The organism is Pseudomonas sp. MWU13-2105 (assembly GCF_023242315.1).
GTDB lineage: Bacteria > Pseudomonadota > Gammaproteobacteria > Pseudomonadales > Pseudomonadaceae > Aquipseudomonas.
In genome coordinates, this window is record NZ_JALLIY010000001.1 from 280,850 (window position 1) to 302,972 (window position 22,123).

The window sequence follows — 22,123 nt, forward strand, 5'->3', positions numbered from 1 at the left end:
AGCCAGCCATGTCCGAAGACAACATCCTCACCCCGCAAGGCTGGATTCGCGGTCGCCTGCTGCACCAGCACGGCAAGGTCACGCGGATCGAGGGCAGGCCCTGCGATCCAAGCGAAAACGACCTGCCGTACCTGCTGCCCGGCTTTATCGACCTGCACGTCCACGGCGGCGGCGGCAAGGACATCATGCAGGGCTTCGATGCCTTCGAGACCATCGCCCGCACCCACCTGCGCTTCGGCACCACTTCGCTGCTGGCCACCACCATGACCGCGCCGCCCGAGGAAATCAGCCTGATCCTCGGCCAACTCGGGATCTATTGCGAACAGCGCCAACCCGGCACCGCCCGGGTCCTCGGCGTACACCTGGAAGGCCCGTTCATCAACCCCGGCAAGCTGGGGGCACAACCGAACTTCGCCCACACCGCGGTCAGCGCCGAGATCGAGGACTACCTGCGCCTGGCCCCCATCCGGGTGATTACCATCGCCCCGGAAATCGCCGGCCACGCGCCATTGATCCGTGACCTCAGCTCACGGGGTATCCGCATGCAGATCGGTCATACCCTGGGCAGCTATGAGGAAGGCGTCGCCGCCCTCGAGGCCGGGGCCACCAGTTTCACCCACCTGTATAACGCCATGAGCCCGCTGCATCACCGTGAACCCGGCATCGTCGGTGCCGCCCTGGCCCACGCCCGCTACGCCGAACTGATCCCCGACCTGCTGCATGTGCATCCCGGCGCCATGCGCGTGGCCTTGCGCGCGATTCCCTGCCTGTATTGCGTCACCGATTCCACGGCGGCGGCCGGCATGCCCGACGGCGAGTACAAGCTGGGCAGCCACACCGTGACCAAATGCCTGGGCGGCGTACGCCTGGCCGACGGCACCCTGGCCGGCAGCACCCTGACCATGGACCAGGCCCTGCGCAACCTGGTGAAGATCGGCCTGCCACTGGCCGAAGCCTCGCAACGCCTGTCGCAATTCCCCGCCGACTACCTCGGCCTGCCCGAGCGCGGACGCCTGCAAGCCGGCAGTTGGGCCGACTGCGTGCGCCTGGACCGTTCACTGACACTGACCTCGATCCTGGTCGAAGGAGAAGCCGTTGACTTCCAGAATGCTTGAAGAAGCGCTGTCGGCCCACGAGGCGGTCAGTCGCCAGTTGCAGCAACTCGATACCCGGCTGATGGCGCTCGGTACGCGGCTGCGCGAGCAACCGCCGCAGGTGCTGATGACCGTCGCCCGCGGCAGCTCCGACCACGCCGCCAGCTACTTCGCCTATATCGCCATGCAGCAGACCGGGATCCCGGTGGCCTCCCTGCCGATGTCGGTGGTGACCCTGCAACACTCGCCGCTACAGGTCAGCGGCCAGGCGGTACTGGCTTTCTCCCAGTCCGGCCAGAGCCCCGATCTGGTCGACAGCCTGCGCCTGCTGCGTAAGCGCGGCGCCTTGACGGTGGCCCTGGTCAACGCAGCGGACTCACCGCTGGAAGCCGCCTGCGAATATGCGATCCCGCTGCTGGCCGGGGCTGAACAAAGCGTGGCTGCGACCAAGAGCTTTATCGCCACCCTCAGCGCCAGTGCGAGACTGCTCGGCCACTGGCACCAGGACCCGGCCTTGCTCGCCGCCACCGAAGCCCTGCCGGAAGGCCTGCGCCTGGCCGCGAGCCGCGACTGGAGCCAGGCCATCGCGAGCCTGCGCGATTGCCAACGGCTGATGGTGATCGGCCGTGGCGCCGGTTTCGCCATCGCCCAGGAAGCAGCGCTGAAATTCAAGGAAACCTCGGCGATCCAGGCCGAAGCCTTCAGCAGCGCGGAAGTCCGCCACGGCCCCATGGCCCTGATCGACGCCGGCTACCCATTGCTGGTCTTCGCCCCGCGCGGTGCCGAACAGGTCGGGCTGCTCAAGCTCGCCGCCGAGATGCGCCAGCGCGGTGCCCGGGTCCTGCTGGCGGCACCGTCGGACGTGGCCGAACGCGACCTCGACCTGAGCTGCGCCGAACACCCGGCCCTCGACCCGATCCTGGCAATCCAGAGTTTCTACGTGATGGCCGCCCACCTGGCCGTGGCCCGAGGCATGGACCCCGACCAACCGCGCCACCTGAGCAAAGTCACCCGTACCCACTGACGAGTACAGCGCCATGCATAACAAGAACAACATCACCCTCAGCGCCCCGCTGAGCGGTCCCGTGTTCCCGCTTGCCGAGGTCGACGATGCGGTATTCGCCAGCGGCACCATGGGCCCGGGGCTGGCCATCGACCCGCTCAACGATTGCCTGTATGCGCCCTGTGACGGCGAGATCATCCACATCGCCCGCACCCGGCACGCCCTGACCCTGCGCGCCGACAACGGCGCCGAACTGCTGCTGCACCTGGGCCTGGACACGGTCGAGCTGCAAGGCGAAGGCTTCGCCCTGCTGGTCGAGGTCGGCGCCAGGGTGAAGAACGGCCAAGCCTTGCTACGTATCGACCTGGATCGGGTGGCTCGCCAGTGCAAAAGCCTGGTGAGCCTGCTCGTCCTGACCAACGGCGAGCATTACGACCTGCAGCCCGTGGCCCAGGACCAGGCCAAGGTCGGAGAGCCCTTGCTGCGTATCGTGCCGCGCCAGGACGCCAAGCGGCCCGCGCCTTCCACGACCACGGACAGCGATGAAGTCCGCGGCAGCGCCCGGGTCGCCCATCACGGCGGCCTGCATGCACGCCCGGCAGCCTTGCTGCGCCAGACCGCACTGGGTTTCAGCTGCACCGCGCGCCTGCATCTGGACGACCGATCCGCGCCCCTCGACAGCCTGATCGGCATCATGGGACTCAGCGTCGGCGAACAACAGGAAGTGCAGATCAGCTGCCGCGGCCCGGACCGCGAAGCGGCGCTGCAGGCCCTGCTGAACGTGCTGCGCACGCCGCTGAACGACGCACGCCATTCGGCACCGCCACCGCTCAGGACGGCCCCGCTCCAGCCAAGTGAAGACGGCGTCCTCCAGGGGGTATGCGCCGCCCCCGGACTGGTCAGTGGCCCGCTGGTACGCCTGGTCGCCATCAGCCTGGCAGCGGACATCGGCCAGCACATCGCCGATGAACAACTGCAAGCGCTGGACAGCGCCCTGGAAAAGGTCCGCGCGGACATCCACGGCACCCTGTTGCGCGCCCGCCAACGCAAAGACAGCGAAGAAGAAGCAATCTTCAACGCCCACCTGGCCTTGCTCGAAGACCCTGTTCTACTGGATGCCGCCAGCCAGGCCATCAAGACGGGCCAGGCGGCCACCCACGCCTGGGACCGCTCGATCGAAACCCAGTGCCAGGTCCTGCTCAACCTCGACAATCCGCTGCTGGCCGAGCGCGCCAACGACCTGCGCGACCTCCGGCAACAGGTACTGCGAGCCCTGCTGGGCGAGGCGGCGCACTACGACCTGCCTCCCGGCGTGATCGTTGCCGCGCAGGAACTGACCCCCTCCGACCTGCTGCTGCTCAGCCAGCAACAGGTCGCCGGGCTGTGCATGGCCGCCGGCGGCGCGACGTCCCACGTGGCAATCCTCGCCCGGAGCAAGGGCCTGCCCTGCCTGGTGGCGCTGGGCAGCGGCCTGCTGGAGATTGCCCCCGGCCAAGTGGTGGTCCTCGACGCCGATCACGGCCGCCTCGAACTGAAACCCGATGAGGCGCGCCGCGAAGGCGTCGCCCTGGCCCACTGGCAACAACGACTGCGCCACCAGCAACAACAGGCCCAGGCCCAGTTGCCGGCCGAGACCCGCGACGACCTGCCTATCGAAGTGGCAGCCAATGTCGCCTCGGCCACTGAGGCCCGGGAGGCCCATCTGCACGGTGCCGACGGCGTCGGCCTGTTGCGCACCGAGTTCCTCTTTGTCGACCGCCGCAGCGCACCGGACCAGGAGGAGCAGCGCAGCGCCTACCAGGGCGTGCTCGACGCCATGGGCGAGCGCCCGGTGATCATCCGCACCATCGATGTCGGCGGCGACAAGCAACTCGATTACCTGCCATTGCCGCAGGAAGCCAATCCGGTGCTGGGCCTGCGCGGCATCCGTCTGGCCCAGGCCCGGCCGGAATTGCTCGACCAGCAACTGCGCGCCCTGCTGCAAGTCAGCCCGCTGCAACGCTGCCGGATCCTCCTGCCGATGGTCAGCGAAGTAGACGAACTGCTGCAGGTGCGTCGGCGCCTGGACGAGTTGGCCGACGAGATGGGGCTCAACCTGCGCCCGGAACTGGGAGTGATGATCGAGGTGCCTTCCGCCGCCCTGCTGGCCGAACAACTGGCCGAGCACGCGGACTTCCTCTCCATCGGTACCAACGATCTATCGCAATACACCCTGGCCATGGACCGCGACCACGCTGGTCTCGCCGCCCGGGTCGATGCCCTGCACCCGGCGCTGCTGCGGCTGATGGCCCAGACCTGCGCCGGTGCCGCCGTGCATCAGCGTTGGGTCGGAGTCTGCGGCGCGCTGGCCTCCGATCCGCTGGCGACCCCGGTGCTGATTGGCCTGGGGGTCAACGAGCTGTCCGTGAGCCCCCCACAAGTTGGCGAAATCAAGGCGCGGGTACGCAGCCTCGATGCCGCCGAATGTCGGCGGGTCGTGCCGTCGCTGCTGCAACTGGGCAGCGCCGCGAAAGTCCGTGAAGCCTGTCGCCAACACTGGCCGCTGGGCTGATTTATCCAAGGCTGGAAAACAACAACAAGAAGGAGACACGCCATGTACCAGTTCTTCATCGAAGGTCTGCAACGCCTGGGACGGGCGTTGATGCTCCCCATCGCCATCCTGCCGATTGCCGGCCTGTTGCTGCGCCTGGGCGATACCGACCTGCTGAACATTGCGATCGTCCACGATGCCGGCAACACCATCTTCGCCAACCTGGCGCTGATCTTCGCCATCGGCATCGCCGTCGGTTTCGCCCGCGACAACAACGGCACCGCCGGACTGGCTGGGGCCATCGGTTACCTGGTGCTGATCGCCACCCTCAAGGTGCTCGACGCGAGCATCAACATGGGCATGCTCGCCGGGATCATCAGTGGCCTGCTGGGCGGGGCGCTGTACAACCGGTTCAAGGACATCAAGCTGCCGGAATACCTGGCGTTCTTCGGCGGGCGCCGCTTCGTGCCGATTGTCACCGGATTCTCGGCGGTGGGCCTGGGGGTGGTGTTCGGCATTATCTGGCCGCCGATCCAGAGCGGCATCAACAGCCTCGGCCTGCTGATGGTCGAGAGCGGCAGCCTCGGCGCCTTCGTCTTCGGCGTCCTCAACCGACTGCTGATCGTCACCGGCTTGCACCACATCCTCAACAATATGATGTGGTTCGTGTTCGGTAGCTACACCTCGCCCGAGACCGGGCTGATGGTGACCGGTGACCTGGCACGCTACTTCGCCGGCGACCCGAAGGCCGGGCAGTTCATGACCGGCATGTTTCCGGTGATGGTCTTCGGCCTGCCGGCCGCTTGCCTGGCGATGTACCGCAACGCCCTGCCGGAACGGCGCAAGCTGATGGGCGGGCTGCTGCTGTCGATGGCCCTGACCTCGTTCCTGACCGGGGTGACCGAACCGATCGAATTCGCCTTCATGTTCCTCGCGCCGATGCTCTACCTGCTGCATGCCTTGCTGACGGGGCTATCGATGGCGGTGAGCAATGCGCTGAATATCCACCTGGGGTTTACCTTCTCCGGCGGCGCCATCGACATGGCCCTGGGCTGGGGCAAATCCACCCACGGCTGGCTGGTGTTTCCAGTGGGGCTGGCCTATGCCCTGCTGTACTACTTCGTTTTCGATTTCTGCATCCGCCGCTTCGACCTGAAGACGCCCGGGCGCGAGAACATCGCCAATGCCACCGCCACCCGGATACTCAGCGAAAACCAGCGGGGAGCAGCTTATATCCGCGCTCTCGGCGGGGCCGCCAACCTGATCACGGTTGGCGCCTGCACCACGCGCCTGCGGGTGGAATTGCGGGACCGGGACAAAGCGCTGGACGCCGAGCTGAAAAGCCTCGGGGCGATGGCGGTGGTCAGGCCGGGTCATGGCGGCAGCCTGCAAGTGGTGGTCGGGCCGTTGGCGGACAGCATTGCCGATGAGATTCGCCTGGCCTTGCCGGTGACCGCTTCGATCGACGTGGCGGTGGGCGAGCCGCTGCGTACCGGGTCGCTGGCGATCGACGCGCAGCAGCTCCAGCAGTGGTTGGACGCACTGGGTGGGAAAGATAATGTGCTGGCCTTGGAGTGTGTCGCCCAGACGCGGTTGCGGGTGCAGCTCGAGGACGGTCGCCGGCTATCGGAAGCGGATCTGAAAGCCCTCGGCTGCCAGGGTGTCAGTCAGGTGGAAGGCGGGGCCTGGCACGTGTTGGTGGGGAGTCGGGCCGGCGGTATCAGTGACGCGCTAAGGACATTATTGAACCGCAGGGAAACTTGCGCGGTACCACTCTAGCCCCGCCACTTGAGGTAGCGGATTCGATTCGTCACCTCAGACGGCCTGGCTACGTGCCAATACCATCAAGGGTGAGGATGAGGCCTGGCCACCACAAAGCGCCAGGGCAAAGCCGACATCTCCCCGCTTTCAATGCTTTTCACGGTGATTGAATAATCACCCTTGTCGAACCGCGGCGGTATGAACTCCCACAGTCCGAGATCCGGGACAAAAATTTCGAAATCCCCCAGCCGCTGCCCGTGGTTATACATATGCAGTCTATCCCTGGCCATGGCGTTGCCGGCAAAGCGGATGGAAGTCGCCTGGGTAATCTGTCCTCCGCCCTGCACAACCTCGTCTGTGTCGTTGTTGACGACATAGGTAATAGTGGGCGGAACTCGTGGGGTATGGTTTTTTGAAGTCATGATTAATGCTCCCTATCAACTCATGGATCGGAGAAATTATTCAAGAGCATTGCAAGGAGGCTTGGCTACTGTCAGAAATAACAGGTAGCAATTGATTCCGACCGGCGGAATCAGAGGGGCGTGAATCAGAAATCCGCCAGGCGCCAGACTTCATAGGCCGGCGTTTCGTAGGGATGGCTCTGCCTCAGAGCCATCACCACCGCCTCGATCAAGGCGTCCGCCACCACCAGCTCAACCTTCCACTCGTCCACCTGCTCGACCACGCCGGTCTGCCCGAGAAACGGCTGGCTGCCGTCCAACGGGCGAAACTGGCCCTGGCCCAGCACCTGCCACGCGCACTGGTCATAAGCACCGATCCGACCGCCTCCGGCGGCGAATACGGCACTCTTGACCTGTTCCACATGGCTCGGCGGCACGAAAAAGCTGAGCTTGTACATGAGCGCTTAGTTAACCCAGACGCGGGCGTTGCGGAACATGCGCATCCATGGCGCGTCCTCGTTCCAGTCTTCCGAACGCCAGGAGTTCTGCACGGCACGGAAGACCCGCTCAGGGTGCGGCATCATGATGGTGACGCGACCGTCGCGGCTGGTCAGCCCGGTGATCCCGCGCGGCGAGCCGTTCGGGTTGGCCGGGTAGGTCTGGGTGACCTTGCCGTGGTTGTCGACGAAACGCATGGCCACGCAACCCGACAGGTCGGCTTGCAGCAGGGCTTCCTCGCTTTCGAACTCGGCATGACCTTCGCCGTGGGCGATGGCGATCGGCATGCGCGAACCGGCCATGCCCTGCAGGAAGATCGAATTCGACTCCTGGATCTGCACCATCGCCACCCGCGCTTCGAACTGCTCGGAACGGTTGCGCACGAAGTGCGGCCAGAATTCGCTGCCCGGAATCAGCTCGTGCAGGTTGGACATCATCTGGCAACCGTTGCACACGCCCAGGGTGAAGCTGTCAGTGCGCTCGAAGAAACCCTGGAAGGCATCACGGGCACGGGCGTTGAACAGCGCCGACTTGGCCCAGCCTTCGCCGGCGCCGAGTACGTCACCGTAGGAGAAGCCGCCACAGGCAACCATACCCTTGAAGTCGTTCAGGTCAACGCGACCGGCGAGGATATCGCTCATGTGCACGTCGATGGCGTTGAAGCCGGCGCGGTCGAATGCCGCGGCCATTTCCACCTGGCCGTTGACACCCTGCTCACGCAGCACGGCAACCTGTGGACGAATGCCTTTCTTGATGTACGGCGCGGCAATGTCCTGGTTCACATCGAAGCTGGTCTTGTAGCTCAGGCCCGGGTTGCCTTCGTCGAGCAGGACATCGAATTCCTGGTCGGCGCACTCGGCGTTGTCGCGCAGGCGCTGGATGCGATAGCTGGTTTCCGCCCACTGGCGCTGCAACAGGCGGCGCTCGCCGGTGAAGACCGTCTCGCCGTCGAAGGTGATGCTGACTTCGCCATTGTTCAACGGCTGGCCGATCACCGACACGCAGTCGCCCAGGCCGGCGGCGCTGAACTGCGCCAGCACGTCCGGAGTGGAGTCCTGGCGCACCTGGATCACCGCACCGAGCTCTTCGTTGAACAGGATAGCCGCGAGGTCGGCTGAGGTTTCCGCCAGGCCGTCGAGGTTCAGGTTCAAGCCGCAGTGACCGGCAAAGGCCATTTCCAGCACGGAGGTCAGCAGACCGCCATCGGAACGGTCATGGTAGGCCAGCAGGTGACCGTCGGCGTTGAGGCCCTGGATCACCACGAAGAAAGCCTTCAGGTCTTCGGCGTCGTCGACGTCCGGTGCCTGCTTGCCGAGCTTGCCGTAGACCTGGGCGAGAATCGAGGCGCCCATGCGGTTCTGGCCGCGACCGAGGTCGATCAGGATCAGGTCGGTGGTGCCCTTGTCCATGCGCAGTTGCGGGGTCAGGGTCTGGCGGATATCGGTGACCGGGGCGAAACCGGTGACGATCAGCGACAGCGGCGAGGTCACGCTCTTGTCGGTGCCCTCTTCGTTCCAGCGGGTGGCCATGGACATGGAGTCCTTGCCCACTGGAATGGTCAGGCCCAATTCCGGGCACAGCTCCATGCCGACCGCCTTGACGGTGTCGTACAGACGGGCGTCTTCACCCGGATGGCCGGCAGCCGACATCCAGTTGGCCGACAGCTTGATATCGGACAGCTTGCCGATCCGCGAAGCGGCAATGTTGGTCAGGGTTTCGCCGATCGCCATGCGCCCGGAGGCCGGGGCGTCGAGCAGGGCCAGCGGCGTGCGCTCGCCCATGGCCATGGCTTCGCCGGTGTAGACGTCGAAGCTGGTGGCGGTCACGGCGACGTCAGCCACCGGGACCTGCCACGGGCCGACCATCTGGTCGCGGGAGACCAGGCCGGTGATGGTGCGGTCGCCGATGGTGATCAGGAAGCTCTTGCTTGCCACGGCCGGGTGATGCAGGACACGCTCGACGCACTCGGCCAGGGCCAGGCTGCTCGGATCGAAATCGTCGCCCAGCTCGGTTTCGCGAACCGCCGAACGGTGCATGCGCGGGGCCTTGCCCAGCAGCACTTCCAGCGGCATGTCCACCGGGCTGTTGCCGAAGTGGCTGTCGGTGACCGTCAGTTGCGGCTCGGCGGTGGCTTCGCCGACCACGGCGAACGGGCAGCGCTCGCGCTCGCAGATCGCCTTGAAGCGTTCGAAGTCCGCCGCGCCGACCGCCAGGACATAACGTTCCTGGGATTCGTTGGACCAGATTTCGTGCGGGGCCATGCCCGGCTCGTCATTGGGGATATTGCGCAGTTCGAAACGACCGCCGCGGTCGCCGTCATTGACCAGTTCAGGGAAGGCGTTGGACAGGCCGCCGGCACCGACGTCATGGATGAAGCTGATGGGGTTCTTGTCGCCCAGTTGCCAGCAACGGTCGATGACCTCCTGGCAACGGCGTTCCATCTCCGGGTTTTCGCGCTGTACCGAAGCGAAATCCAGGTCCGCCGAGCTGGTGCCGGTGGCCATGGAGGAAGCCGCGCCGCCGCCCAGGCCGATCAGCATCGCCGGGCCGCCGAGGACGATCAGCTTGGAACCGACGACGATTTCGCCTTTCTGTACGTGCTCGGCGCGGATGTTGCCCATGCCGCCGGCCAGCATGATCGGCTTGTGGTAACCGCGGACTTCGTCGCCACGCGGGGTGCTGATGGACTGCTCGAAGGTCCGGAAGTAGCCGGTCAGGGCCGGACGACCGAATTCGTTGTTGAACGCGGCGCCACCCAGTGGGCCTTCGATCATGATGTCCAGCGCGGTGACGATGCGCTCAGGCTTGCCGTACGGCACTTCCCACGGCTGTTCGAAACCGGGGATCTGCAGGTTGGACACGGTGAAACCGGTAAGGCCGGCTTTCGGCTTGGCGCCACGACCGGTCGCACCTTCGTCGCGGATCTCGCCGCCGGAACCGGTGGCCGCGCCCGGGAACGGGGCAATCGCGGTCGGGTGGTTGTGGGTCTCGACCTTCATCAGGATATGCACCGGCTCCTGCACCGCGCCGTACTGGCGGGTTTCAGGATCCGGGAAAAAACGCCCGGCAACGTTACCGACGATCACCGAGGCGTTGTCCTTGTAAGCCGACAAAACGCCTTCGCTGTGCATCTGGTAGGTGTTCTTGATCATGCCGAACAGGCTTTTTTCCTGGCTCTGGCCGTCGATGTCCCAACTGGCGTTGAAGATCTTGTGCCGGCAGTGCTCGGAGTTCGCCTGGGCGAACATCATCAGTTCGATGTCATGGGGGTTGCGCTTGAGACCGGTAAAGGCATTCACCAGATAGTCGATCTCGTCTTCGGCCAGGGCCAGGCCCAATTCGACGTTGGCTTTTTCCAGCGCGGCACGCCCACCGCCCAGCAGGTCGATGGCCGTCAGCGGCTTCGGCTCGGCGTGGCTGAACAGGCCGGCGGCCTCCTCCAGCTTGCCCAGCACGATCTGGGTCATGCGGTCATGCAGGGCGGCGGCGATCAGCTCGGCTTCGGCGTCGCTGAACTGGCCGGCAACATAGAAAGCGATACCACGCTCCAGGCGCTGGACATTCCCCAGGCCGCAGTTGCGGGCAATGTCGCTGGCCTTGCTCGACCAGGGCGAAATGGTGCCGAAACGCGGCAACACCAGAAACAGACGACCGGTCGGCTCCTGGACCGGCACGCTCGGGCCGTATTTCAACAGGCGGGCCAGCACTTGCTGTTCGTCGCCAGTCAGCACGCCAGTCACTTCGGCGAAATGGGCGAACTCGGCATACAAGCCACTGACAGCCGGAACTTTTTGGCTCAGTTGCTCGAGCAGTTTGCTGTGGCGAAAGGCGGAAAGGGCAGGAGCGCCGCGCAGGATCAACATCTTCGGGACAGCCTCGGGAAGGGGTGTGCTTTGAGGCCGTGCATTCTAGCCTAAACCGCCCGCGACGGCACCCGAAACGGCATGCTTGCTCCATAGCAAATGCCGCTCATAGCTTATTTACCTATTCCTACAGATTATTATCATTATTCATCAGCACTATTTTATAAAGTTCATACACCCTCAAAAGCCCATTCCTACAGCCTCCAGCCTTTCCCACGGATCACTAGCAGACCGGCGCGATTCTGTCGAGATATGGCGGCCGGGGTCCTTTGCGTATACTGCGCAGATGTTCTCCCCAACTGCTTTCCGTCCGCGCTGTGCCAGGTGGCTCATCGCAACCGGACTCTTCCTGATGCTCGGTGCCTGTGTTGATAAACCCAGCACACTCGAGCGCGTAAAGGAGGACGGCGTACTGCGGGTGATTACCCGCAACAGTCCGGCCACCTATTTCCAGGATCGCAACGGCGAAACCGGCTTCGAGTACGAGCTGGTCAAGCGCTTTGCCGATGACCTGGGGGTCAAGCTCGAGATCGAAACCGCGGACAATCTCGACGACCTGTTCAACCAGCTGGGCAAACCCAACGGCCCGGTGCTGGCGGCTGCCGGCCTGGTAAGCAGCGACGAACGCAAGCTGCAGGCACGCTTTTCCCATCCGTATCTGGAAGTCACCCCGCAGATCGTCTATCGCAACGGCCAGTCCCGCCCCACCACGCCGGCGGATCTGGTGGGCAAGCGCATCACCGTGCTCAAGGGCAGCAGCCATGCCGAACAACTCGCCGAGCTGAAGAAGCAGAATCCTGCGATCGAATACGAAGAGTCCGACGCGGTTGAAGTGGTCGACTTACTGCGCATGGTCGACGAAGGTCAGATCGACCTGACCCTGGTGGACTCCAACGAAGTGGCAATGAACCAGGTCTACTTCCCCAATGTGCGGGTCGCCTTCGACCTCGGCGATGCCCGCAGCCAGCGCTGGGCGGTGGCCCCGGGCGAAGACAACAGCCTGCTCAACGAGATCAACACCTACCTCGACAAGGTGCAGAAAAATGGCACCTTGCAACGCCTGAAAGATCGCTATTACGGGCATGTCGATGTACTGGGTTACGTTGGCGCCTATACCTTCGCCCAGCACTTGCAACAGCGGCTGCCCAAGTACGAAAAACATTTCCGCGCGTCGGCCAAGGAAGAAAAAGTCGACTGGCGCTTGCTGGCGGCCATCGGCTACCAGGAATCGCTGTGGCAACCCGGGGTCACTTCCAAGACCGGCGTGCGCGGCCTGATGATGCTGACCCAGAGCACGGCCCAGGCCATGGGCGTGTCCAATCGCCTGGATGCCAGGCAAAGCATCAGCGGCGGGGCCAAGTACCTGGCGTATATGAAGGATCAGTTGGACGAGCAGATCGAAGAGCCGGACCGCACCTGGTTTGCCCTGGCGGCCTACAACGTCGGCAGCGGCCATCTGGACGACGCGCGCAAGCTGGCCGAGAAGGAAGGCCTGAACCCGAACAAGTGGCTCGATGTAAAGAAGATGTTGCCGCGCCTGGCGCAGAAACAGTGGTACAGCAAGACCCGCTACGGGTATGCGCGAGGCGGCGAGCCGGTGCATTTCGTCGCCAACATCCGCCGATACTACGACATCCTGACCTGGGTGACCCAGCCGCAGCTGGAGGGCAGCCAGGTGGTCGACAGCAACCTGCACGTGCCGGGCGTGGACAAGACCAAGCCGACCGAGCAGCCGTCACAGCTCTAGCCAACTGCCAGCCTGTGCTATTTGTAGCGCTCTCACGGGCGCAACAAAACTCCAGGTTGCGCCGCGATATGAAGTACCCAGCCCTCAAGCCTTGGGCGCAGCCGCCAGAATCAGCTCTTTCATCTCCACCACCGCCGCCTTGAAGCCGACGAACAGCGCATGCGCCACCAGCGCATGACCGATGTTCAGTTCGTTGATCCCCGGAATCGCCGCCACCGCCTCGACGTTGTGGTAATGCAAGCCATGCCCGGCATTGACGATCAACCCCTGGGCCACGCCGAATGCTACGCCATCAGCAATCCGCTGCAGTTCTTCGGCGACTTCCGCCGCTGTATGGGCATCGGCATAGCGCCCGGTGTGCAACTCGATGGCCGGCGCGCCGACACGCTTGGCCGCGGCGATCTGACGCTCGTCGGCATCGATGAACAGTGACACTTCACTGCCGATCTTGCCCAGGCGCTCGACCGCCGCCTTGATCCGCGCCTCCTGCCCTGCCACGTCCAGGCCACCTTCGGTGGTCAGCTCCTGGCGGGTTTCCGGCACCAGGCAGATATGCGCCGGCCGAATGCGCTCGGCAAACGCCATCATCTCCTCGGTCACACCCATCTCGAAGTTCATCCGCGTCTGCAACACATCCTTGAGCAACAGGACATCGCGCTCCTGGATATGCCGGCGGTCTTCACGCAAGTGCACGGTAATACCGTCGGCGCCCGCCTCTTCGGCATCCAGCGCAGCCTTGACCGGATCGGGATAACGCGTGCCCCGGGCCTGGCGCAGGGTGGCGACGTGGTCGATGTTCACGCCGAGAAGGATACGAGTGCTGGTGCTCACGGAAAGACTCCTGAAGAGTGGAAGATTCGCTGCACAGCATACACGTCAGAAGTGGCCTTTACGGCCAGTTCTGTGCGTCGAATGCGGATGCCAGGAGGCCTTGCCGCAATGCTGTTGTAGGAACGGGCGCGCGATGGACTCAAGAGCCCCCGCGTTTACCTGCTGAACACGCGTTATCGTTAACGACCATCGCGGGCAATCGAGCGTCGACCGACCGCTCCTGCAACAACGATATCAGGCCATACCCCACCGCTCAGGGTTTGCGGAACAACTCGCGACTGACCAGCGGCTTACCGCCCAGGTGCACCGCCAGGGCCTGGCGCATCAGGCGCTTGGCCGCCGACAAGGCGCCCACCGCAGTCCAGTCAGCCTCGGCCATGGCCAGCAGTTCGGTGCCCTGGAACAGGCCCGGTTGCAACAGGTAGACCCGCTCCAGGCCGGCGTCGACTTGCAGGCGGTACAAGCCATCCGCCGCCAAGGGTTCGCCGTGAATATCCAGGTCGAGGGAAAAGCCGTAGCCGAGGTCGTCCAGCAGCCGCCACTCGAAGGAGCGCAACAGCGGTTCCAGGGGGCGACCTTCGGCCAGGGCCAGCAAGGTCGCGGCATAGTGGTCGAAGACCGCGGGGTGCGGGTCTTCGGCCGGGAGCAGGCGGATTAACAACTCATTGAGGTAGAGACCACTGAACAAGGCCTCGCCGATAAGCCAGGTGGCGACACCGGCGCTTTCCATCCGGCCGACGTTCTTCAGCTCGCCGCGACCGCGAAACTCCACCTCGAGGGGCACGAAGGGCCGCGCCAGGGTCCCGGCCTTGCCCCGCGCACTGCGCAGTACGGCACGCAACCGGCCTTGCGGGGTGATGAAATCCACCAACGCGCTGTTTTCGCGATAGGCGCGGGAGTGCAGGACGTAGGCGGGCTGGCCGGGAGGTGGCTGGCTGGACATCGGCGTATGAATGTCTCTGAAGGATATTGCTTGTGTGGCAAGAGGCCTTAGCTCAACCCTAGCCTGAACACCTGACTTGTGGGAACGGTGCGAGCTTATTGTGGCGAGCGGACTTACCCGCGCTGGGGGGCGGAGCCCCCCCTCCTAAAACCAGTAATCGCGGAATATCAGGTAGAACGCGGTGCCTGGTTTTACGACTGCTTCGCAGCCGAGCGCGGGCAAGCCCGCTCGCCACAAAATTCGAACTTCCTTAACGGCAAGTCACTTGAAGACCGCGTTACAGATCGCCGTAACCCAACGAACGCAGGGCACGCTCGTCATCGGACCAGCCCCCCTTCACCTTGACCCACAGGTTGAGCATGATCTTCGAATCGAACAGCAGCTCCATATCCTTGCGCGCCTCGGTGCCAATGCGCTTGATGCGCTCGCCCTTGTCGCCAATGATGATCTTCTTCTGGCCGTCACGTTCGACGAGGATCAGCGCATGGATGTGCAGGGTCTTCCCCTGTTGCTTGAACTCTTCGATCTCCACGGTGATCTGGTAAGGCAGCTCGGCCCCCATCTGCCGCATGATTTTCTCACGCACCAGTTCCGCGGCCAGGAAGCGGCTGCTGCGGTCGGTGATCTGGTCTTCCGGGAAAAAGTGCTCGTTTTCCGGCAGGTGCGTGGCGATCAGGCTTTCCAGATGTTCGAGGTTGTGCCCGTGCTGCGCCGAGATCGGCACGATCTGCGCCTTGGGCAACTGTTCCTGCAACCAGGTCAGGTGCGGCATCAGCTCGGCCTTGTCCTCGATCCGGTCGGTCTTGTTCAAGGCCACGATTACCGGGCCTTCGACGTACTGGATACGCTCCAAGACCATCTGGTCCTCATCGGTCCAACGGGTACGGTCAACCACGAAGATCACCACGTCGACGTCTTTCAACGCCGCCGAAGCGGTCTTGTTCATGTAGCGGTTCAGGGCCTTTTCGCCGCCCTTGTGCATACCGGGGGTATCCACGTAGACCGCCTGCACGCTGCCTTCGGTCTTGATCCCGAGCATGTTGTGGCGAGTGGTCTGGGGCTTGCGCGAGGTGATCGCCAGTTTCTGCCCGAGGATATGGTTCAGCAGCGTGGACTTGCCCACGTTCGGCCGGCCGACGATGGCGACGTAGCCGCAGCGGGTTGCCGTTGAATCAGTCATTACCATTCTCCACGCCCAGGGCAATCAGTGCCGATGCCGCCGCTACCTGTTCGGCAATACGACGGCTCACGCCCTGTCCTCGGCTTTTTTCATTCAATAGGGTGATCTCACACTCGACGAAGAACGTCCGGCAATGCGGCTCACCCTGGATATCCACCACTTCGTAACGCGGCAGGTCGCAGGCCCGCGACTGCAGAAACTCCTGCAGGCGGGTCTTGGGGTCCTTGTTGGTGTCGACCAGCGTCAGGCTGTCAAATTCCGAGGTCAGCCAGGCCAACACCCGGTCCCGTGCCGCTTCCATGCCGGCATCCAGGTAAATCGCGCCGATCAGCGCTTCCAGGGCATCGGCGAGAATCGATTCACGGCGGAAACCACCGCTTTTCAATTCGCCGGAGCCCAGGCGCAGGTACTCGCCCAGCTCAAAACCACGGGCCAGTACCGCCAGTGTTTCACCTTTGACCAGGCGCGCGCGCAAACGCGACAACTGGCCTTCGCGAGCCTGGGGGAAACGCTCGAACAGCGCTTCGCCGGCGACGAAGTTGAGAATGGCATCCCCGAGGAATTCCAGGCGCTCATTGTTGCGTCCGGCAAAACTGCGGTGGGTCAGGGCCAGGAGCATCAGTTCCTGGTCCTTGAAGGTATAGCCGAGCTGACGCTCGAGACGACTTAACGACACGCTCACGGTTTGGCCACGCTGAATTCGTGGTCGAACTTGACCACCAGATCGATATTCTGGATCAGCGGATCACGCTGCTCATATTTCAAGTGCGCGAGGAACCGGTTGTTCTCCAACGTCACGCTTAACACCTTGTTCACATCCAAATCCTGAATACTGTTGACCTGCATGCCGCGGATAACATGAGTATAAAAGTCATTGATGGTGACGATATCCGCCGCCTTGTCGGTTTCCACCGACATGATGATTTTCTTCATCGACATATAGTCGAGGTAATGCGGGACCACTTTCAACGCCACACTGGCAGCGAAGGCCACCAAGGCCAGGGTCAGCAACCAGCCAAAAAACGACAGGCCTTGTTGCGAGCGAGCAGAGGTCATCTTCATGGTACTGCGGCACCTGAAAAAGCACTCGGCGCTGTGTTCACAGCGCCGGGTTTGGTTACTTGATCAGACCGACCCGGGAAAAATTCGGGAAGTGGCTGAGTTTCGGTTCGGGCCAGCTCATCCAGACCGCGAAGGCCTTGCCGACGATATTCTCGTCGGGAACCATGCCCAACAGCTCCTTGGGAATGCTCGGGTCATCCCAGTAGCGGCTGTCGTTGGAGTTGTCGCGGTTGTCGCCCATCATGAAGTAGTGGCCCGCCGGGACCGTCCACTCGTGATCGGGCGGCGCGCGGTAGCGGCCCATTTCCTTGCGGATCAGGTGTTCGGCGGCGCCCAGTTGCTCTTTGTAGAGCTCGGCACTGCCCAACATGCCCGGCTCGGCGCCGACCAGCTGTTCGGCCACCGACTGGCCATTGACGAACAGCTTCTTGTCACTGGTGTAGCGCACCACATCGCCCGGCAAGCCGACTACACGCTTGATGTAGTTGACGTTGGGGTCGCTCGGGTAGCGGAACACCATCACATCGCCGCGCTGCGGATCACCGACCTGGATGACCTTCTTGTCGATCACCGGCAAACGAATCCCGTAGGAAAACTTGTTCACCAGGATGAAGTCACCGACATCCAGGGTCGGCTTCATCGAGCCGGACGGAATCTGGAACGGTTCCACCAGGAACGAACGCAGCACCAGCACGATGAACAACACCGGAAAGAAGGATTTGCCGTATTCAACCAGCAAAGGCTCCTTGTTCAGTTTTTCGACCACATCGCCGTCGGGCTGCGTCACGCTGCCCTGATAGGCCGCGATAGCGGAACGCCGACGAGGCGCCAGAAAGACCAGATCGAACAACGCCAGTGCACCACAGATGGCGACGGCGATGACCAGCAACAGCGGGAAATTTAGTGACATAGGACCTAACTATCCAACCTGAGCACTGCAAGGAAGGCTTCCTGTGGAATTTCCACGTTACCCACTTGCTTCATGCGTTTCTTACCGGCCTTTTGCTTTTCCAACAGCTTGCGCTTACGGCTGACGTCACCGCCGTAGCATTTGGCCAGTACGTTCTTTCTGAGGGCCTTGACAGTTGTCCGCGCCACGATCTGCCCGCCAATGGCGGCCTGGATGGCAACGTCGAACATCTGACGAGGAATCAGTTCTTTCATCTTCTCGGTCAACGCACGACCTTTGTAATGCGCGTTATCACGATGCACGATCAGCGCCAGGGCGTCGACCTTTTCACCGTTGATCAGAACATCCAGCTTGACCAGGTTGGCCGACTGGTAACGATCAAAATGATAGTCCAGCGAAGCATAGCCGCGACTGGTGGATTTGAGACGGTCGAAGAAGTCCAGGACCACTTCGTTCATCGGCAAATCGTAGGTCACTTGCACCTGGGAACCGAGGAACAGCATGTCGTGCTGGATGCCACGCTTCTCGATGCACAGGGTAATGACGTTGCCCAGGTGCTCCTGCGGTACAAGAATATTCGCCCGGACGATCGGTTCGCGCATATCCTCGATGGCCGACAGGTCCGGGAGCTTGGACGGGTTGTCGACGTAAATGGTTTCGCCGTTCTTGAGCAGCAGCTCGAAGATTACCGTCGGCGCGGTGGTGATCAGGTCCAGGTCGTACTCGCGCTCCAGGCGCTCCTGGATGATCTCCATGTGCAACATGCCGAGGAACCCGCAACGGAAACCGAAGCCCAGGGCGTCGGAGCTTTCCGGGGTGTACTGCAGCGAGGAGTCGTTCAGCGTGAGCTTTTGCAGGGCTTCGCGGAAGTCTTCGAAATCGTCGGAGCTGACCGGGAACAGACCGGCGTAGACCTGCGGCTGGATGCGCTTGAAGCCCGGCAGCACGTCGACATCGGGGGTGGTGCTCAGGGTCAGGGTGTCGCCTACCGGCGCACCGTGGATGTCCTTGATACCGGCGATGATGAAGCCCACTTCGCCGGCCTTCAGGTCGACGGTGGCGGTGTGTTTCGGGTTGAACACCCCGACGCTGTCCACCAGGTGCATCTTGCCGGTGGACTTGACCAGGATCTTGTCACCCTTCTTCACGCGGCCGTGGCGCACGCGCACCAGGGACACGACGCCCAGGTAGTTGTCGAACCAGGAGTCGATGATCAACGCTTGCAGCGGATCTTCGATATTGCCGGTCGGCGCCGGAATGGTGGTCACCAGGCGTTCGAGCACTTCGTCGACACCCAGGCCGGTCTTGGCGCTGCAGGTGACGGCGTCGGTGGCGTCGATCCCGATGATTTTCTCGATTTCTTCCTTCACCCGGTCCGGATCGGCTTGCGGCAGGTCGATCTTGTTCAGCACCGGCATGACTTCCAGGCCCTGCTCGATCGCGGTGTAGCAGTTGGCAACGGACTGGGCTTCGACGCCCTGGCCGGCGTCCACCACCAGCAAGGCACCTTCACAGGCGGCCAGGGAACGGCTGACTTCATAGGTGAAGTCGACGTGGCCGGGGGTATCGATGAAGTTCAGCTGGTAGGTGATGCCGTCGCGAGCCTTGTAGTACAGAGTAACGCTGTGGGCCTTGATGGTGATCCCGCGCTCGCGCTCGAGGTCCATGGAATCCAGCACCTGCGCTTCCATCTCGCGCTCGGCAAGGCCGCCGCACATCTGGATGAAGCGATCGGCCAGAGTCGACTTGCCATGGTCAATGTGGGCGATGATGGAGAAATTGCGGATATGACTCAAATCACTCACGGATCAACACTCAAAAAGGTTGCAGGCAGACTGCCCGCCGAAAAATAGCCGGTAATTGTACCTGATGCACGGCCAAGGCGTCACGTGAACAGGCCGGGCGGCACGGACAAAAAAGCCCCGGTCACTGGACAGAGGCTTTTTCCTGGATCATTTGCCGCTCGATCGCCGCATCATCCGGCCCTGCGTAACAGCCAGACGCCCGCCACCGCACAGATCGCCGCCGGCACCACCACCGCCAGCAGCGGCGGGAAGCCGAACACCAGGCTCGACGGCCCCAGCAGATCCTGGGCAATACGGAAGGTAAAGCCCACCAGCACGCCGGTGAACACCCGCTGCCCCAGGGTAACCGAACGCAACGGGCCGAAGATGAAAGAAATCGCCATCAATACCAGTGCCGCGGTCACCAGCGGTTGCAGGACCTTGACCCAGAACGCCAGCCAGTAACGACCGTTCGCCAGGCCCTGGTCCGCCAGGTAGTGAATGTAGCTCCACAGACCGCTGATCGACAGCGCTTCGGGCACCATCACCACGGTACTCAGCAGGTTCGGACTCAACGCCACGTCCCAGCGCTCCTCCGGCACATTGACCACTTCGGTGCGGCCGTCGCGGAAATAGGTGGTGGTGACGTCGGTCAGTTGCCAGAAGTCCTTGTCGAAGTGGGCCTTCTTGGCAAAGCTCGACGACAGCATGTGCCGCTCGCTGTCGAAGTGGTAGCGGGTCACACCATAAAGCAGGCCATTGGGCTGCACGGCGTTGATATGGATGAACTCGTCGCCCTGGCGATGCCACAGGCCATTGCGCGAGCTTTGCGCGTCCCCCGAACCCTGGGCCAGGGCCTTGGCCGCCTGGGCCTTGCTCTCGGTGGCCGGAGCGACGTACTCGCCGACCAGCACGCCGATCAGCATCAGCACCAGCATCGGCTTCATCACGGCCCAGACGATACGCCCGACGGACACCCCCGCCGCACGCATGATGGTCAATTCGCTGTTGCTGGCCAGGCTGCCGAGGCCGATCAGGCAGCCGATCAGGCCGGCCATCGGCAACATGTCGTAGACCCGACGCGGCGCCGTGAGCACCACAAAACTCAGCACATCGCCCAAGGTGTAGGTATCGGAGATGCTGCCCATCTCGTCGATAAAGGCAAACAGCGAGGCCAGCCCGAGGATGATCCCCAGCACCGCGAGGATCGCCATGAACACACTGCTGCCAATGTAGCGATCGAGCTTAACCACGAGCCATCTCCTTCACAGTGCGACGACTCGCCAGTTTCAAACGCAGGGGTTCCCAATACAGCAGCACCAGGCCGATGGCCAGGAACAGGCCGTGCACCCACCACATGCCCAGCACCGGTGACAAGTTGCCTTTCTCCAGCGCACCACGGGCCGAAATCAGCATGGTCAGGTAGGCCATATATAGGAGGATCGCCGGCAGCAGCTTGAGGAAACGGCCCTGGCGCGGGTTGACCCGTGACAGCGGCACGGCCATCAGGGTCACGATAAACACCAGCAGGGGCAGCGAAAGACGCCATTGCAACTCGGCGACCGCCTTCAGATCCGGGTTGCCGAACAGGCTGGACGTCGCCATCGCATCACGGTCGGTGACTTCCTCGCTGATCTCGGGCTTGGGCAACATGACGCCATAGGTGTCGTACTTGATCGCCCGGTAATCGGCCATGCCCGGACTGCCGTCGTAGCGATAACCGTTTTCCAGGATCAGGTAGCGGTTGCCGTCCTGGCGCACTTCCTGACGCCCCTTCTCGGCCACCAGCACGGAAATGCCGCGATCCTTCTTGTTCACGCCAAAGCGTTTTTCCGAGATGAACACACCACCCAGGTTCGCCCGGTCATCGGACAGTTGCTCGGTATAGGTGACCCGCGAGCCATCGTTGAGCTCCTGGAAGCGCCCGGGCACCAGGGTATCGAATTCGGTCATCGCGTCCTGCTGGTTGAGCAGCAACTGGAACTGCAGGGCGCCCTTGGGCGCCAGGCTCAGGCTGATCCAGGCGACGAGCAAGGCCACCAGCAGCGCCGGCGCCATGGTCATGCCGAGCAAACGCTGCTGGCTCATGCCGGTGGCCGACAGCACGGTCATCTCGCTTTCGAGATAGAGCCGACCGTAGGCCAGCAGAATCCCGAGGAACAGGCCCAGCGGCAGGATCAGCTGGAGGAAACCGGGCAGGCGGAAGCCCATGATCAGGAACAGCGAGCCCGGATCCAATTGACCCGAGGCGGCCTGGGCGAGGAACTTGACGAAACGCCCGCTCATGGTGATGACCAGCAGCACGGCGCTGACCGCACTCAAGGTGATCAGGACTTCGCGGGACAGATAACGAAAAACAATCAAACCAGACACTCCAGGGTTGTCAGGCTAAGGTGGCCGAACAAGCAAACATAGGCACCGACAGAGGGCTCGCCGCGGCGGGTCCTGCAAAAAGAGGCGCATTATCCTGTGATTGCTCCCGGCTGTCACTGCGCACTTGCCTACAGCGCCCGCCT

The 22,123-nt window shown here is 63.0% G+C and carries 17 protein-coding genes; 5 read left to right on the plus strand and 12 right to left on the minus strand.

Annotated features, from left to right (window positions below; translation table 11 throughout):
- Positions 1-8: 8 nt before the first annotated feature.
- From nagA to nagE, 4 genes are read left to right on the plus strand one after another with little or no spacing between them, the layout of a single operon-like run.
- A complete protein-coding gene (nagA, locus tag M5B96_RS01345) occupies positions 9-1,115 on the plus strand; it encodes an N-acetylglucosamine-6-phosphate deacetylase (RefSeq protein WP_248794712.1) in 1,107 nt (368 codons plus the stop codon).
- Positions 1,096-2,118 (plus strand): SIS domain-containing protein, encoded by a 1,023-nt coding sequence (locus M5B96_RS01350; protein ID WP_248794713.1) that lies wholly within the window; start codon positions 1,096-1,098, stop codon positions 2,116-2,118. Before nagA ends, M5B96_RS01350 begins: the two co-directional genes overlap by 20 nt.
- 13 nt (positions 2,119-2,131) lie before the next feature.
- Positions 2,132-4,648, plus strand: a complete 2,517-nt coding sequence (gene ptsP / locus M5B96_RS01355) for a phosphoenolpyruvate--protein phosphotransferase (protein ID WP_248794714.1) — start codon at positions 2,132-2,134, stop codon at positions 4,646-4,648.
- A gap of 42 nt (positions 4,649-4,690) precedes the next feature.
- Positions 4,691-6,406 (plus strand): N-acetylglucosamine-specific PTS transporter subunit IIBC, encoded by a 1,716-nt coding sequence (nagE, locus tag M5B96_RS01360; RefSeq protein WP_248794715.1) that lies wholly within the window; start codon positions 4,691-4,693, stop codon positions 6,404-6,406.
- A gap of 65 nt (positions 6,407-6,471) precedes the next feature.
- Here nagE and M5B96_RS01365 read toward each other — a convergent pair whose 3' ends face one another.
- The 3 genes from M5B96_RS01365 to purL all read right to left on the minus strand — a co-directional run bounded on the left by M5B96_RS01365 (position 6,472) and on the right by purL (position 11,150).
- Positions 6,472-6,810: a hypothetical protein gene (locus M5B96_RS01365; protein ID WP_248794716.1), complete on the minus strand. Its 339-nt coding sequence runs from the start codon at positions 6,808-6,810 to the stop codon at positions 6,472-6,474.
- A gap of 125 nt (positions 6,811-6,935) precedes the next feature.
- Positions 6,936-7,247: a YqfO family protein gene (locus M5B96_RS01370; RefSeq protein ID WP_248794717.1), complete on the minus strand. Its 312-nt coding sequence runs from the start codon at positions 7,245-7,247 to the stop codon at positions 6,936-6,938.
- A gap of 6 nt (positions 7,248-7,253) precedes the next feature.
- Positions 7,254-11,150 carry a phosphoribosylformylglycinamidine synthase gene (gene purL, locus M5B96_RS01375; RefSeq protein ID WP_248794718.1) on the minus strand — a complete coding sequence of 1,299 codons (3,897 nt, stop codon included), beginning with the start codon at positions 11,148-11,150 and terminating at the stop codon, positions 7,254-7,256.
- Positions 11,151-11,436: 286 nt separating this feature from the next.
- On the opposite strand from purL, the gene mltF reads away from it, so the two are divergent.
- Positions 11,437-12,897, plus strand: coding sequence for a membrane-bound lytic murein transglycosylase MltF (gene mltF, locus M5B96_RS01380; RefSeq protein WP_248794719.1), 1,461 nt, complete (start codon positions 11,437-11,439; stop codon positions 12,895-12,897).
- A gap of 84 nt (positions 12,898-12,981) precedes the next feature.
- On the opposite strand, the gene pdxJ is transcribed toward mltF, so the two are convergent.
- The 9 genes from pdxJ to lptF form a co-directional block, all read right to left on the minus strand.
- Positions 12,982-13,728, minus strand: coding sequence for a pyridoxine 5'-phosphate synthase (pdxJ, locus tag M5B96_RS01385; protein WP_248794720.1), 747 nt, complete (start codon positions 13,726-13,728; stop codon positions 12,982-12,984).
- A gap of 253 nt (positions 13,729-13,981) precedes the next feature.
- Positions 13,982-14,671 (minus strand): DNA repair protein RecO, encoded by a 690-nt coding sequence (gene recO, locus M5B96_RS01390; RefSeq protein WP_248794721.1) that lies wholly within the window; start codon positions 14,669-14,671, stop codon positions 13,982-13,984.
- A 277-nt stretch (positions 14,672-14,948) separates the two neighbouring features.
- Positions 14,949-15,851, minus strand: coding sequence for a GTPase Era (gene era, locus M5B96_RS01395; RefSeq protein WP_248794722.1), 903 nt, complete (start codon positions 15,849-15,851; stop codon positions 14,949-14,951).
- Complete coding sequence (gene rnc / locus M5B96_RS01400) at positions 15,844-16,533, minus strand: ribonuclease III (RefSeq protein WP_103497033.1); 690 nt, start codon at positions 16,531-16,533, stop codon at positions 15,844-15,846. Before rnc ends, era begins: the two co-directional genes overlap by 8 nt.
- Positions 16,530-16,907 (minus strand): DUF4845 domain-containing protein, encoded by a 378-nt coding sequence (locus M5B96_RS01405; RefSeq protein ID WP_248794957.1) that lies wholly within the window; start codon positions 16,905-16,907, stop codon positions 16,530-16,532. Before M5B96_RS01405 ends, rnc begins: the two co-directional genes overlap by 4 nt.
- Before the next feature lie 61 nt (positions 16,908-16,968).
- Positions 16,969-17,823, minus strand: a complete 855-nt coding sequence (lepB, locus tag M5B96_RS01410) for a signal peptidase I (RefSeq protein WP_248794723.1) — start codon at positions 17,821-17,823, stop codon at positions 16,969-16,971.
- A 5-nt stretch (positions 17,824-17,828) separates the two neighbouring features.
- On the minus strand, positions 17,829-19,628 hold the full coding sequence (gene lepA, locus M5B96_RS01415) for a translation elongation factor 4 (RefSeq protein WP_177099692.1): 1,800 nt from the start codon (positions 19,626-19,628) through the stop codon (positions 17,829-17,831).
- Positions 19,629-19,798: 170 nt separating this feature from the next.
- Positions 19,799-20,860: an LPS export ABC transporter permease LptG gene (gene lptG / locus M5B96_RS01420; RefSeq protein WP_248794724.1), complete on the minus strand. Its 1,062-nt coding sequence runs from the start codon at positions 20,858-20,860 to the stop codon at positions 19,799-19,801.
- Complete coding sequence (gene lptF / locus M5B96_RS01425; RefSeq protein WP_248794725.1) at positions 20,853-21,971, minus strand: LPS export ABC transporter permease LptF; 1,119 nt, start codon at positions 21,969-21,971, stop codon at positions 20,853-20,855. Before lptF ends, lptG begins: the two co-directional genes overlap by 8 nt.
- Positions 21,972-22,123: the final 152 nt, after the last annotated feature.

Bases quoted from the DNA above. Each gene is read 5' to 3' on its own strand.
- nagA (WP_248794712.1), top strand. From the start codon at position 9: ATGTCCGAAGACAACATCCTCACCCCGCAAGGCTGGATTCGCGGTCGC.
- ptsP (WP_248794714.1), top strand. From the start codon at position 2,132: ATGCATAACAAGAACAACATCACCCTCAGCGCCCCGCTGAGCGGTCCC.
- nagE (WP_248794715.1), top strand. From the start codon at position 4,691: ATGTACCAGTTCTTCATCGAAGGTCTGCAACGCCTGGGACGGGCGTTG.
- M5B96_RS01365 (WP_248794716.1), bottom strand. From the start codon at position 6,810: ATGACTTCAAAAAACCATACCCCACGAGTTCCGCCCACTATTACCTAT.
- M5B96_RS01370 (WP_248794717.1), bottom strand. From the start codon at position 7,247: ATGTACAAGCTCAGCTTTTTCGTGCCGCCGAGCCATGTGGAACAGGTC.
- purL (WP_248794718.1), bottom strand. From the start codon at position 11,150: ATGTTGATCCTGCGCGGCGCTCCTGCCCTTTCCGCCTTTCGCCACAGC.
- mltF (WP_248794719.1), top strand. From the start codon at position 11,437: ATGTTCTCCCCAACTGCTTTCCGTCCGCGCTGTGCCAGGTGGCTCATC.
- recO (WP_248794721.1), bottom strand. From the start codon at position 14,671: ATGTCCAGCCAGCCACCTCCCGGCCAGCCCGCCTACGTCCTGCACTCC.
- era (WP_248794722.1), bottom strand. From the start codon at position 15,851: ATGACTGATTCAACGGCAACCCGCTGCGGCTACGTCGCCATCGTCGGC.
- M5B96_RS01405 (WP_248794957.1), bottom strand. From the start codon at position 16,907: ATGACCTCTGCTCGCTCGCAACAAGGCCTGTCGTTTTTTGGCTGGTTG.
- lepB (WP_248794723.1), bottom strand. From the start codon at position 17,823: ATGTCACTAAATTTCCCGCTGTTGCTGGTCATCGCCGTCGCCATCTGT.